The sequence below is a fragment of the Pseudomonas sp. WS 5079 genome (genome assembly GCF_012985465.1).
GTDB lineage: Bacteria > Pseudomonadota > Gammaproteobacteria > Pseudomonadales > Pseudomonadaceae > Aquipseudomonas.
Genome location: NZ_JAAQWN010000002.1, coordinates 427,342 through 440,447 on the forward strand (window position 1 = coordinate 427,342; position 13,106 = coordinate 440,447).

Genomic DNA, 13,106 nt, shown 5'->3' on the forward strand with positions numbered 1-13,106 from the left:
GACACACCGTTATCGCAGGCAAGCCAGCTCCCACAGAGACCCCGTTTCGTCAGTGCAAATGTAGTACCACCCTCCCCGGTTTTTCGTGGGGGGTTTGGGGGGGCCGTTGGCCCTTGACTGTTGGTTAAACATGGAGAGATCGGGATGGTTTTCTCGTCCAATGTGTTCCTGTTTCTGTTCTTGCCGATCTTTCTCGGCTTGTACTATTTGAGCGGGCAACGCTATCGCAATCTGCTGCTGCTGATTGCCAGCTACGTGTTCTACGCCTGGTGGCGAGTGGACTTCCTGGCGCTGTTCGCCGCCGTGACCCTGTGGAACTACTGGATCGGCCTCAAGGTCGGTGCCGCGGGCGTGCGCACCAAACCGGCCCAGCGCTGGCTGCTGCTCGGCGTGGCGGTCGACCTGTGCATCCTCGGCTACTTCAAGTACGCCAACTTCGGTGTCGACAGCATCAACCTGATGATGAAATCGGCGGGCCTGGAGCCGTTTATCCTGACCCATGTGCTGTTGCCGATCGGGATCTCGTTCTACATCTTCGAGTCCATCAGCTACATCATCGACGTGTACCGCGGCGATACCCCGGCCACCCGCAACCTCATCGACTTTGCGGCGTTCGTGGCGATCTTCCCGCACCTGATTGCCGGCCCCGTGCTGCGTTTTCGCGACCTGGCCGACCAGTTCAACAACCGCACCCACACCCTGGATAAGTTCTCCGAGGGCTGCACGCGGTTCATGCAGGGTTTTATCAAGAAGGTGTTTATCGCCGACACCCTGGCGGTGGTGGCCGATCATTGCTTTGCCCTGCAAAACCCCACCACCGGTGACGCCTGGCTCGGCGCGCTGGCGTATACCGCACAGCTGTATTTCGACTTCTCCGGCTACAGCGACATGGCCATCGGCCTGGGCTTGATGATGGGCTTCCGCTTTATGGAGAACTTCAAGCAGCCGTATATCAGCCAGTCGATCACCGAGTTCTGGCGGCGCTGGCATATCAGCCTGTCCACCTGGCTGCGTGATTACCTGTACATCACCCTGGGCGGCAACCGCAAAGGCACGCTGACCACCTATCGCAACCTGTTCCTGACCATGCTGCTGGGTGGCCTGTGGCACGGCGCGAACATCACCTACATCGTCTGGGGCGCCTGGCACGGCATGTGGCTGGCGATTGAAAAAGCCATCGGCCTCAACACCTCGCCACGCAGTTTCAACCCGGTGCGCTGGGCCTTCACCTTCCTGCTGGTGGTGATGGGCTGGGTGATCTTCCGTGCCGAAAACCTGCACGTCGCCGGGCGCATGTACGGCGCGATGTTCAGCTTTGGCGAGTGGTCGCTGTCGGAACTCAACCGCGCCAACCTGACGGGCCTGCAAGTGGCGACCATGGTGGTGGCCTACGCCACGCTGGCGTTCTTCGGCCTGCGCGACTTCTACAGCAATCGCCCGGCCGACAAGGCCAAGCCGGCTGATCCGAGCCTGATCAAGGCAGTGCCTGGGGATAACCCCGGCAGCATCCAGGAGCCCGGTTTCAGCGTCGGCAGCAACGCCGCCGTGCAACCGGCCTACTGGACCGCCGACTGGCCACGCTACGCCATGCGCGCCCTGATCCTGCTGCTGTTCGTGGCGTCGATTCTCAAACTCTCGGCGCAAAGCTTCTCGCCGTTCCTTTACTTCCAATTCTGAGGGAGCCGACCATGACCCGTTCATTCCGCATCCTCTACGCCGCGCTGTTCATGGCCCTGCTCATGGCCCTGGGCGCGTGGTCGGTGCGCAGTTTCTTCGGTTTCAATACCAACGCCGACGCCACCGTGCTCAACGGGCGCTGGGCCAAGGCGGTCGAAACCCATTACGACGATGAGTTCCCGATCAAGCGCCTGGGCACCAACCTCTGGGCGGCGCTGGACTACAAGCTGTTCAACGAAGGCCGCCCCGGCGTGGTGCTGGGTCGCGATCACTGGCTGTACAGCGACGAAGAGTTCAACCCCGCCGTCAACGAAGAGCAGAACCTGCAAGACAACTACGCCCTGGTCGAAGGCGTGCGCCAGACCCTCAAGGCCAAGGGCGTGCAGTTGGTGATGGCGATTGTCCCGGCCAAGGTGCGCCTGTACCCCGAGCACCTGGGTGAAGTGCAGCCGGCGAGCATTCATGCCGGGCTCTACCAGGACTTCCATGCCAGGGTGGCCGCCGACAAGATCCTCGCTCCCGACCTGCTGGGCCCGCTGCAACAGGCCAAGCTCCATGGCCAGCAAGTGTTCCTGCGCACCGACACCCACTGGACTCCGGATGGCGCCGAAGTTGCCGCCAAGCAATTGGCCCGTGTGATCAACGCCAAGACCCTGCTCAGCGGCGAACCCCAGCGTTTTGTCACCGACGCCGAGGGCATCGCCCCCCACAGCGGTGACCTGCGCCTGTTCCTGCCCCTGGACCCGTTGTTCGAAAACCTGATGCCGCCCAAGGAGCCCCTGCAAAAACGCGTGACCCACGCGGTGCAGGCCCAGGCCGCAGGCGACGACGCGCTGTTTGCCGACAGCGAGATGCCGGTGGCCCTGGTGGGCACCAGCTACAGCGCCAACCCCAACTGGAACTTCGTCGGTGCCCTGAAGCAAGCCCTGGGCAGCGAAGTGGTGAACTACTCCGAAGACGGCCACGGCCCGATCCTGCCGATGCTCAGCTACCTGAAAAGCGCTGACTTCAAGAACAGCCCGCCGCAAGTGCTGATCTGGGAGTTTCCTGAACGCTATCTACCGGTGAACAACGAAATCGGCGAGGCCGACCCCAAGTGGGTCGCGCAGCTCAAACACGCCGGTACGCGCCAACAGAACATGGCAAGCAACACCCCCGTCAAAACCGAAAAATCCGAGACGCCCGACCGGGCGCAAAACTGAAAGAGAGGTAACTCACATGACTTTCACTACTAATCCGCGTCGTCTCGCCAAGACCCTGGCCCTGGCTGCCGGCATGAGCTTCGTATCCATGTCCGTCTTCGCCGGTGACGCCGCCCTCTACGGCCCCGTTGCGCCAAAGGGCTCCAGCTTCGTGCGCCTGTTCAACGCCAGCAACCAGGAAGTCAGCGCCAGCGTCGGCAACACCGCGCTGAGCGATGTGGCACCGCTGGCCAGCAGCGACTTCAGCTTCCTGCCGGGCGGCGACTACAGCGCCAAGGTCGGTAGCCAGAACGTCACGGTCAAGCTGGCCGCCGATCACTACTACACCCTGGTCAACAGCAGCACTGGCCAGCCGCAACTGATCGAAGAACCGCCGTTCAAGAACAAGCAGAAATCCCTGGTGCGCGTGCAAAACCTCAGCGACAAGGCCCTGACCCTCAAGACCGCCGACGGCAAGACCGACGTGGTCAAGGCCGTGGCCGCCAAGAGCCGTGGCGAGCGCGAGATCAACCCGGTGAAGGTCAGCCTGGCGCTGTACGACGGCGACAAGAAGGTTGGCGACGTGAAGCCGGTGGCCCTGGAACGTGGTGAGGCGGCGGTGCTGTATGTCACCGGCTCCGGCAGCAACCTGTCGCCAGTGTGGGTCAAGCGCCCCGTGTCGACCCGTTGATGATTTCCCTGAGTTGAGACGCCCCCTTGTGGGAGCTGGCTTGCCAGCGATGGCGGTCTTGAAGGCGCTATCGCAGGCAAGCCAGCTCCCACACTGTCCGCGTGTCGACTCAGGACCGAGACAAAAACAAGAGTGAAACGACAAACCTTCGTAGCTCTGACCCAAATCGATTCAAGGAGAAACACATGATCCCAGTAATCCTTTCCGGTGGTAGCGGCTCACGTCTTTGGCCGCTTTCCCGTAAACAGTTCCCTAAACAGTTCCTCGCCCTGACCGGCGAGCACACGCTGTTCCAGCAAACCCTGGAGCGCCTGGTGTTCGAAGGCATGGACGCACCGATCATCGTCTGCAACAAAGACCACCGCTTTATCGTCAATGAGCAACTGAGCACTCGCAAGCTCGACAGCCAGCGCATCCTGATGGAACCGTTCGGGCGCAACACCGCGCCGGCCGTGGCCCTGACCGCGATGATGCTGGTCAACGAAGGCCGTGACGAGCTGATGCTGGTCCTGCCTGCCGACCACGTACTGGACGATCAAAAAGCCCTGCAACGCGCCCTGGCCCTGGCCACCGTGGCCGCCGAGCGTGGCGAGATGGTGCTGTTCGGCGTGCCGGCCACCCGCCCGGAAACCGGCTACGGCTACATCAAGTCCACCAACGATTCACTGCTGCCCGAAGGTGTCAGCCGCGTGCAGCAGTTCGTCGAAAAACCCGATGAAAAACGCGCCGTCGAGTTCGTCAAGAGCGGCGGTTACTTCTGGAACAGCGGCATGTTCCTGTTTCGCGCCAGCCGCTTCCTCGAAGAGCTGAAAAAGCACGACCCGGACATCTACGACACCTGCGTGCTGACCCTGGAGCGCAGCGAACACACCGCCGACACCGTGACCTTCGACGAAGCTACCTTCGCCTGCTGCCCGGACAATTCCATCGACTACGCGGTGATGGAAAAAACCCAGCGCGCCTGCGTGGTGCCGCTGAGCGCCGGCTGGAGCGACGTGGGTTGCTGGGCTTCGCTGTGGGCGGTCAACGACAAGGACGCCAACGGCAACGTGACCAAGGGCGACGTGGTGATCCAGGACAGCAAGAACTGCATGATCCACGGCAACGGCAAGCTGGTGTCGGTGATTGGCCTGGAAAACATCGTGGTGGTGGAAACCAAGGACGCGATGATGATTGCCCACAAGGACAAGGTCCAGGGCGTCAAGCAGATGGTCAACACCCTCAACGAACAGGGGCGCAGCGAGACCCAGAACCACTGCGAGGTGTACCGCCCGTGGGGCTCCTACGACTCGGTGGACATGGGCGGGCGTTTCCAGGTCAAGCACATCTCGGTCAAGCCCGGCGCGTGCCTGTCGCTACAGATGCACCACCACCGCGCCGAACACTGGATCGTGGTCAGCGGCACCGCCGAAGTGACCTGCGACGAAAACGTGTTCCTGCTCTGCGAGAACCAGTCCACCTACATCCCGATTGCCTCGGTGCATCGCTTGCGCAACCCGGGCAAGATCCCGTTGGAGATCATCGAAGTGCAATCGGGCAGTTATCTGGGCGAGGACGATATCGAGCGGTTTGAAGATATATACGGGCGCTCGACCCCGATCGAGCGTGGCGTTTCGGTAAAAACCATCGCGCAGTAATACCGCAGACCAAAAAGCCCTCGCCCGGCCCATTGCGTCCCCTATCCGCAGTGGGTTGAGTGGGGGCTTTTTCTGAGTGCGGCATTGATCACCCTCCCAGGGTGGCAGCCTTCATTGGAAATAGTCCTTGAACGTGTTCGTCCCCAGATACAGGAAGTTCGACGGCGTCAGCTTGATTTCCTTGGGCATTTTAAGCTCAACAAACGGACTGCCTGCGGTGACCGGGCCTAGATCCGTGGGCGCCTGCTCAGAGCTGAATATCACCATGTAGTCGCCACTGCCCACGTAGCGTTCATTGCCTAGGAACAGCAGGTTCTCAACGTTTTCACTGTTGAATTGCTGGCCTGGAGGGTTAACGTACACCCCGCCCTTGGAACCCGCGCGCCGTTCACCACGCGCCAAATCGTTGATACTGTGCTCGCGGGCGATGGCTTCTGAACCTGCCTTGCTGGTGTAGTGAATGTAAACGGGCTTGCCGGTGTAGGTGCCCGAGTCGACGATCGATTGCCAATCCTGATGATTGACCAATGCTTGATTCGCCGCTGAGCTTGATGCCAGCGGGCCGGACCCGGCCGGGCGTTCTCGGGAAGCGTTGACACCCTTGGCTTGTTTGTTCCCCCCAAGCATCCTGCTCGAACGCCATTCGCCATTCGCCCCCGCTTCGACGGTCAGTACGGGTTTACCCGTCAGAGGGTCAACAATCTGGACGTATCCGTCACTGAGTTTGAAATCACTTTTGATCTCATACGTATTGGCAATACCTGACTGATCGGTGTAACGGATAAACCACCGATCGGCTCCCGCCTCGTCCTTGAATTGATAAATCCCTTTGCTATTGAGGGTGCTCCTGGCGAGCAATGCCTCGCCATCCGCGACGACATAGGCGCTCAGATTGCCCGCTTGTGACGGTCGCAACAGATTGGGCACATCGACACCCGCGTTGGCGAGTTCAAGGACTGCCGGCTCTTCAGTGGGCAGTGCAAAGGGGTCTTCGGCTGCCGAGCCGGTACCCACGGAAGAGAACAAGGTGTTGAGCATTGCGTCGAACGTCTTCGACGCCCCATCACGGCGCTCGGCCTGGGTGTCGCCCGACGCCTCCTTTTCGCTGCCCAGTACAATTTCCGTGAGGCCTGTAACCACCGCGGCAGCGGCGACCGGTGCGCCCAACGGCGCCAGTTTGAGCAGCAATTGTGCTCCGACCGAGATGTCGTTGAGCCAGGTGTCACGCGTGACTTGGCTGTTGGATTTGATCGCGGTGTCTGCATCGTTGTTCATGCGCTGCTGGCTCAGGTCCGCCATGTGGCTGAACACATCGCCCTTGATCGCGAAGTTGCCGCGGTCAATGACGCTGCCCTCCTGATCGCTGACACTTGCCGTACCGAGGTACTCCAACGTGGTATCCAGGCCATCTTTGGGACGGATATCAGGCACCAGGGAGCTCAGCGGTACTATTGCGTTGAGCAAGGTGCTGCCAAATCCCCCGGTATCGCTGTTCTGCCGATCAGCCAGGGAAAAGTGCGACTCCAGGGCGGTGCGCGACTGGGGCGTCCTGGCCTGCTCGCTGACCCACTGATCCATTTTTTCCAGCGAGGCGAACTTGAGAAAAGCCGGCTGGGCATCAGGGATATAGAGAATCTGCACGCCATCCAGCCGACCGTTGACATATTTTGGGGAGCCCTCCCCGGGCAGGGTAAAACGCACAATGTCACTGGATTGAAAACCATTGATATCGAAGGTATGGACCTGGACGTCGCCACTTACCGGGGATTTCGCCTGCAGTTTGTCGACGGTCAGGGGCTGGTCTTCAGCCAATGCCTCACCGGTAACAGCCTTCATCAGCCGTAGATAGTCGCTGTGGGTGAACTCATGCTCGGCCGGCTGCAGCGCCCGCTCAGCCGGTAGCCTGGCCTCCTGGGCCTTGAGTTGCTCGCCGGCCTTATAGATGAATATGCCTTTCTGAACGGTGCGGTAGTCGTCGGCGTGGTCTTTCCAGAAGCTGTGGATTTTTTCGGACATGCTCGTCTGGAAATCGGACTTCCACAGGGCCTTCATGAAGTCCGAAGGCTTCAGGGGGATTTGGTTATGAGCACCGTAGCCGGCTTTTTGGCTTTGCCCGGGGCCGTCTTTATACAAACCTGCTTCCGAGTCCAGAGTGCCGGGAATCCCGTCGTGCTCGGAAAAGTTCTTCAATACCGCGTCGGTCAACGTGATGGATGAAGTGGGCTCTTCCTTCAAGTGTTCCCAACCGGTAACGGTGGCCGCAGATTGTGATGCGTCAAACCGATTCAAATAGGTCTTGTCGGCGTCCACATGGGTTCCGGTCAACTGGAACACAATAGCTTGCGCCAGCTTTTTGGCTTCTTGGCGCACATCGGGAAATGCCACCGCGGTATCCAGCGCAATGGACTTGAACTTGGCTTTCTCCAGATTGGCCCTGGCCACCTGCTCGGTAATGACTGCGTAGGCATTGGAGATGGCTGTGGGCTCTAGGGACGATACGGTCTGCCTGAGTTGGGTGAGCTCTTCGCGGTTTTGCGGAACGCTCCAGCCATTGGCGGTGATGTATTGCGCAAGGCTGATGTGTAGGGTCGGGCCTGAGTGTGGCGCATCCGGCGCCAGGTGGATCTTGGCCGTCTGCAAGGCTGGAAAAATCCGCTCATTGGATATACGGCCCGTGGTAATGCCTTGCTCCAGGCCGGCCAGTGTCAGGATCAGCGAATTACGGTGGTCCAGGTCACTGCTGCCAGAGGGTGATTGGGTATTGGATACAGGTTTTGTCGGACTGCTCTCTTGGGCAGCATCGACGAGGTGGTAAGTGGGAAGAGAAAAGTTTCGTATGGGAAAGCTCATGGGGTGTGTGCTCCGCACGTCTATAGAAGACCGCAGATCAACGGTTGTCGCTCTGTGGCTGTATATATTTAAGTGAGGCGAACGCCGCCCATGATTCCAGCGCCAAGGTATCGGGGCGTGTCCGCGTGCGGGCAACCGCAACCCGATAGGCAACCGCCTGCTGTCAACGGTACGATGGTTCACCTATCCGCGAGGCTGCCCCCATGTTCTTCGGTGTTCTACTGATCATCACCTGGCTGATCCTGCTGCTGCGCTACCCGGCCAGGGCGTTGCCGGTATCCCTCGCCGCCGCTGTGGGCCTGGGCTGCGTGGCGATGTGGGTGGTCTGGCTGGACAATCGCGAAGCCGCGCAACTGGCGCGCCTGGAGCTGCGCATCAGCTACGCCCCCGACCAGTGCCCCGCCGACCGCCCCTTGCAGCTCAAGCTGAACAACGGCAACGACGTCCCCCTGACCGAACTGCGCTGGCGCGTCGGCGCCTATGCGCCGGGTGATACGGTGAACCTGGCCGATAACGTCTATGCTGCCCCGCGCTATCGCGGCCCCGGCGAGCTGCAGGCCGGCGCCACCTGGGAAGATTGCCTGCCGGTGCCGCCACTGCGCCCCGGCTACCGCCCGCATACCCTGGAGTTTCGCGCCGAACACCTGCAAGGCAGCTTCTCCGACTAACAACCGCACAGGATTGATCCATGCCCAACGTGCTTATCACCGGTTGCTCCAGCGGCATTGGCCGGGCCCTGGCCGATACCTTCAAAACCGCCGGCTACAACGTATGGGCCAGCGCCCGCCGCCCCGAAGACGTCGCCGCACTCACAACTGCCGGCTTGCAGGCCGTGCAACTGGACGTCAACGATGGCGCGGCCCTGGCGCAACTGGCTGGACAGGTAGGCGAGCTGGATGTGTTGATCAACAACGCCGGCTACGGCGCCATGGGCCCGCTGCTCGACGGTGGCACCGAGGCCATGCAGCGCCAGTTCGAGACCAACGTGTTCGCCATCGTCGGCGTGACCCAGGCGCTGTTCCCCGCCCTGCGCGCACGCAAAGGGCTGGTGGTGAATATCGGCAGTGTGTCCGGGGTGCTGGTCACGCCATTTGCCGGCGCCTACTGCGCTTCCAAGGCCGCCGTCCATGCCTTGAGCGACGCGTTGCGCATGGAGCTCGCACCGTTTGGCGTGCGGGTCATGGAAGTGCAGCCGGGGGCGATCAACACCCACTTTGCCAAGAACGCCGGCACCCAGGCCGAACTGCTGATCAATGAACAATCGCCATGGTGGCCACTGCGCGAAAACATCCGCGCCCGCTCCCAGGCCTCCCAGGACAAACCGACCCCGGCCAGCGTGCTTGCAGCGGATGTGCTCAAGGCCGTGCAACAGGGCCAACCACCACGCCTGCTGCGCTCGGGCAATGGCAGCCGGGCGTTGCCCTTGATGGCGGCGCTGCTGCCCAAAGGGTTGTTGGAGAAGGTGTTGAAGAAGCGGTTCGGGCTCAGTGGAGCGCTTTGATCATTGTGACGAGCGGGCTTGCCCTCTGCACAGGGGCTTCGCTATTTCATGAAATCAATAAACGCCCGCACCTTCAGCGGTAAATGCCGCGTGTCCGGATACAGCGCATACACCCCCTGGGGCGCGAAGCGATGATCCGGCAACAGGCGTACCAGCCGCCCCGCGTCCAGATCCGCCTGCACCAGCCACTGCGGCAGGACCGCCACGCCATGGCCGCGCACGGCAAATGCCTGCAGCACGGCAGCACTGTCAACCACCAGCGCACTGGGGCCCGAGCGATATTGATGCTCGCCACCTGCCGGGTCGGTCACGCTCAACTCGGTCAAGCGGCCATGCCCCAGCTTGGGCAGTTGTTCTAGTTCATCCAGCGTTTGGGCGGTACCCAAACCAGGCGCCGCGACGGCAAATACCTGGTAAGTGGATAACTGCACCGCACGATGATTGGAGTCCACCAGGCGCCCCAGCCGGATCGCCACGTCAAACCTTTCGGAGATCAGGTCGGCATGGGTCGAGGATGTGGATAAGTGAATGTTGAGGTCCGGGTGCAGGCGGCGAAAACCTTCCACTGCGGGCGCGACCACCGCCAGCGCATATTCAACAGTCGTGGTGATGCGCAACGTGCCCTTGAGCTGGGCGTGTTCAGAGCGTGCCTCTTCCACCGCCAGCCGTGCTTCTTCGAGCATGCGTGTACAACGCAGGTAGAAACGTTCACCGGCATCGGTGAGCGCCAGTTGGCGGGTACTGCGGGTGAGCAGGGTGACGCCCAGTTCGGCTTCCAAACGTTTGAGATTGAAGCTGACCACCGCGCGGGTCTGGCCCAGCAGATCGGCGGCGGCCGTCAGCGAGCCGGCCTCGACCACGGCCTTGAAAGTGTCGAATCGGTCCAGGCTAACCATGGCCACCGCCCCCTTTGTCAAAATATTTTTGACAAACTAACAGGCAAACCCGTGTATCCCAAGCTCTGCGACCGGCCTACCCTGCCAGCCTCAAACGCTGGATCACCCCTATGACCTACCGCTCGAAAGTCGCCTGGATCTTTTTACTGGGGTTCGCCCTGGACCTGGTGAACATGTTTGTCGCCACCGTCGCCTACCCGGATATCGCCCACGAACTGCAGGCCTCGGTCACGCAATTGGCGTGGATCAGCAACGCGTACCTGCTCGGCCTGACCCTGATTATCCCGCTGAGCGTCTGGCTCGCCGCAGTGCTGGGCGAGCGGCGGTTGATCGCCGCGAGCCTGGGGCTGTTTGGCATGGCATCGGTGCTGGTGGGCCAGACCGAATCGATCCAGGCCTTGATCGGCTGGCGGCTGTTGCAAGGCTTGGGGGGCGGATTGCTGATACCGGTGGGCCAGGCCTTGGCGTACCGACACTTTGCCCCTGGGCAGCGTCACCAACTGACGGCCCGAGTGATGTCGGTGGCGCTGCTGGTGCCGGCGCTCTCCCCGGCGCTGGGCGGCTTGCTGGTGGACACGGTGTCGTGGCGCTGGATTTTCTACGCCAACCTGCCATTGGTCCTCCTGACCCTGCTGCTGGCACTGCTGTGGATAAAACCCGATGTGCCCGCCACCACGCGACCGGCCCTGGCTTTGGGGAGTCTGTTCAACCAGATCCGCCACCCGATGCTGCGAGTGGCGATGCTGGTGTATCTGTTCATCCCCGGCGTATTTATCGGCACCAGCCTGATCGCCATCCTCTACCTGCGAGACCTTGGATACGACGCGACACGCACCGGGGCCTTGATGCTGCCGTGGGCCCTGGCTTCGGCCCTGGCCATCTACCTGAGCAAGCAGTGGTTCAGCCGGTGCGGGCCCAAGCCATTGCTGCTGGCCGGCATGGCCTTGCAATGCGCCGGCATCCTGCTGCTCAATGCGGCCCAACCCGCCCTGCTGGTGGGCGCCTATGCCCTGATGGGCCTGGGTGGCAGCCTGTGCAGCAGCACCGCGCAGACCCTGGCCTTTCTGGATATTCCTGCCGAACGCATGGGCCACGCCAGCGCGCTGTGGAATATCAATCGGCAAGTGAGCTTTTGCCTGGGTGCAGCGGCACTCAGCGCCGTGCTATCGGCCTCGGATTCCTTCACCATGACCTTCTTGATTGCGGCAGCCCTGACACTGCTACCGCTCTTGGCAGTGCCAAGCCTGGATACCTGCAGGGTTCACGCACTGCTTCACCCTGCCTGCGAGCCTCAATGATGATTGATTACAGCGACTTTTTTGAAGAAGTGATCCAGACCCACATCGAGATCGAGCAATGGTTTGCCGGCACAGCCCCCGAAGGCACCCTGCAGAACCTGCTGGCGCGCTTCTCCACCGAGTTCAGCATGATCGCCCCCGCCACCGGCGCACGGGTCAATACCGCGGGGGTCAAGGCCCTGTTCACGCGCCTGGGTGGTATGCGGCCCGGCTTGAAAATCACCTTGAGTGAACTGGCGGGCATCGACCGCCATGCACGCGGCGCCACGGTGACCTACCGCGAACACCAGATCGATGCCAGCGGCACGCAAACGGACCGCCGCGCCACCGTGGTGTTCGAGAAACAGGCCAGTGGCGCGCTGCTGTGGCGGCACCTGCACGAGACCTATATCCAGGGCCAATAACCCTCCCCTGTAGGAGCCGGCTTGCCGGCGATAACGGTGTGTCAGTCAACTGGTGGATGGCTGACAGGCCGCTATCGCCGGCAAGCCAACGCCTACAAGTTTAGTGTTGTGCCTGGTTGACGATCACCGTGCAGGTGATCCCCGCCGCCAACAACACACCCTGCGGCACTTCATCAATATGAATGCGCACCGGCACTCGCTGGGCCAGGCGTACCCAGTTGAAGGTCGGGTTCACGTCGGCGATCAGTTCGCGGCTCTCGGGGTTGTCGCGATCGTAGATGCCACGGGAGATGCTTTCTACGTGGCCCTTGAGGGTCTCGCCGCTCATCAGTTGCATGTCGGCTTTATCACCGACCTTCACATGGGGCAGCTTGGTTTCTTCGAAGAAGCCGTAGACCCAGAACGAGTTCATATCGACTACGGCCATCTTGGCTTCGCCAATGCGTGCGTAGTCGCCGCGATGCACGTTGAGGTTGGTGACATAGCCGTCTACGGCCGCCAGCACTTGCGTGCGTTTCAAATTCAGCTCTGCCGCTTCCAGTTGCGCCAGGGCATGTTGGTAGTCGGCCAGGGCCGAGTCGGCGATGTTGCTGGCGTCGTCGCGGTTCTCTTTGGAGATCACCAGGGCGTCGAGGTCGGCGCGGCGGTGGGCGTTGACCTTGCGCATCTCCCAGGTGGCTTTGCGTGAGGCAACCAAAGATTGCGCCTGCTTGACCGCGATGCGGTAGTGCTCGGGGTCGATCTGCATCAGTAGGTCGCCCTTTTTCACCAACTGGTTGTCACGCACCGGCACGTCCACCACTTCGCCGGTGACATCCGCGGCCACGTTGATGATATCGGCGCGCACCCGGCCATCGCGGGTCCATGGGGTCTGCATGTAATGGACCCATAGGGTACGGCCAATCCAGATCGCCAGGGCCAACACCAGCAGGGTTGCGAGCAGGCTGAAAAACTTTTTCATCGGGGCATTC

Annotated in this window: 11 protein-coding genes; 8 read left to right on the top strand and 3 right to left on the bottom strand. The window is 61.4% G+C overall.

The window, feature by feature from the left end:
- Nucleotides 1–144: 144 nt before the first annotated feature.
- From HBO05_RS06380 to HBO05_RS06395, 4 genes are all read left to right on the top strand, one after another.
- A complete protein-coding gene (locus HBO05_RS06380; protein WP_169954551.1) occupies nt 145–1,677 on the top strand; it encodes an MBOAT family protein in 1,533 nt (510 codons plus the stop codon).
- An 11-nt stretch (nt 1,678–1,688) separates the two neighbouring features.
- Nucleotides 1,689–2,879 carry an alginate O-acetyltransferase gene (locus HBO05_RS06385; protein WP_172312079.1) on the top strand — a complete coding sequence of 397 codons (1,191 nt, stop codon included), beginning with the start codon at nt 1,689–1,691 and terminating at the stop codon, nt 2,877–2,879.
- Between the two features lie 16 nt (nt 2,880–2,895).
- The gene (locus HBO05_RS06390; protein ID WP_172312081.1) at nt 2,896–3,549 is read left to right on the top strand and encodes an alginate O-acetyltransferase AlgF; all 654 of its coding nucleotides are present in this window, start codon (nt 2,896–2,898) and stop codon (nt 3,547–3,549) included.
- Between the two features lie 185 nt (nt 3,550–3,734).
- Complete coding sequence (locus HBO05_RS06395; protein ID WP_169954554.1) at nt 3,735–5,186, top strand: mannose-1-phosphate guanylyltransferase/mannose-6-phosphate isomerase; 1,452 nt, start codon at nt 3,735–3,737, stop codon at nt 5,184–5,186.
- A gap of 111 nt (nt 5,187–5,297) precedes the next feature.
- Here HBO05_RS06395 and HBO05_RS06400 read toward each other — a convergent pair whose 3' ends face one another.
- Nucleotides 5,298–8,036, bottom strand: coding sequence for a DUF6543 domain-containing protein (locus tag HBO05_RS06400; protein ID WP_172312083.1), 2,739 nt, complete (start codon nt 8,034–8,036; stop codon nt 5,298–5,300).
- Nucleotides 8,037–8,239: 203 nt separating this feature from the next.
- Here HBO05_RS06400 and HBO05_RS06405 point away from each other — a divergent pair, with 203 nt between their 5' ends.
- Together HBO05_RS06405 and HBO05_RS06410 are read left to right on the top strand one after the other, a co-directional pair.
- Complete coding sequence (locus tag HBO05_RS06405; protein WP_172312085.1) at nt 8,240–8,704, top strand: multidrug transporter; 465 nt, start codon at nt 8,240–8,242, stop codon at nt 8,702–8,704.
- A gap of 20 nt (nt 8,705–8,724) precedes the next feature.
- Nucleotides 8,725–9,537 carry an SDR family oxidoreductase gene (locus HBO05_RS06410; RefSeq protein WP_172312087.1) on the top strand — a complete coding sequence of 271 codons (813 nt, stop codon included), beginning with the start codon at nt 8,725–8,727 and terminating at the stop codon, nt 9,535–9,537.
- Nucleotides 9,538–9,578: 41 nt separating this feature from the next.
- Here the strand turns inward: HBO05_RS06410 and HBO05_RS06415 are convergent, their stop codons facing one another.
- Nucleotides 9,579–10,433 (bottom strand): LysR family transcriptional regulator, encoded by an 855-nt coding sequence (locus tag HBO05_RS06415; RefSeq protein ID WP_170056765.1) that lies wholly within the window; start codon nt 10,431–10,433, stop codon nt 9,579–9,581.
- 110 nt (nt 10,434–10,543) lie between these two features.
- Here HBO05_RS06415 and HBO05_RS06420 point away from each other — a divergent pair, with 110 nt between their 5' ends.
- Entirely contained in the window at nt 10,544–11,731 is a 1,188-nt protein-coding gene (locus HBO05_RS06420; protein ID WP_172312089.1) for an MFS transporter, read from the top strand.
- Complete coding sequence (locus tag HBO05_RS06425) at nt 11,731–12,135, top strand: DUF4440 domain-containing protein (protein WP_172312368.1); 405 nt, start codon at nt 11,731–11,733, stop codon at nt 12,133–12,135. Before HBO05_RS06420 ends, HBO05_RS06425 begins: the two co-directional genes overlap by 1 nt.
- A 100-nt stretch (nt 12,136–12,235) precedes the next feature.
- Here the strand turns inward: HBO05_RS06425 and HBO05_RS06430 are convergent, their stop codons facing one another.
- The gene (locus HBO05_RS06430) at nt 12,236–13,096 is read right to left on the bottom strand and encodes an HlyD family secretion protein (protein ID WP_170041768.1); all 861 of its coding nucleotides are present in this window, start codon (nt 13,094–13,096) and stop codon (nt 12,236–12,238) included.
- Between the last annotated feature and the right edge of the window lie 10 nt (nt 13,097–13,106).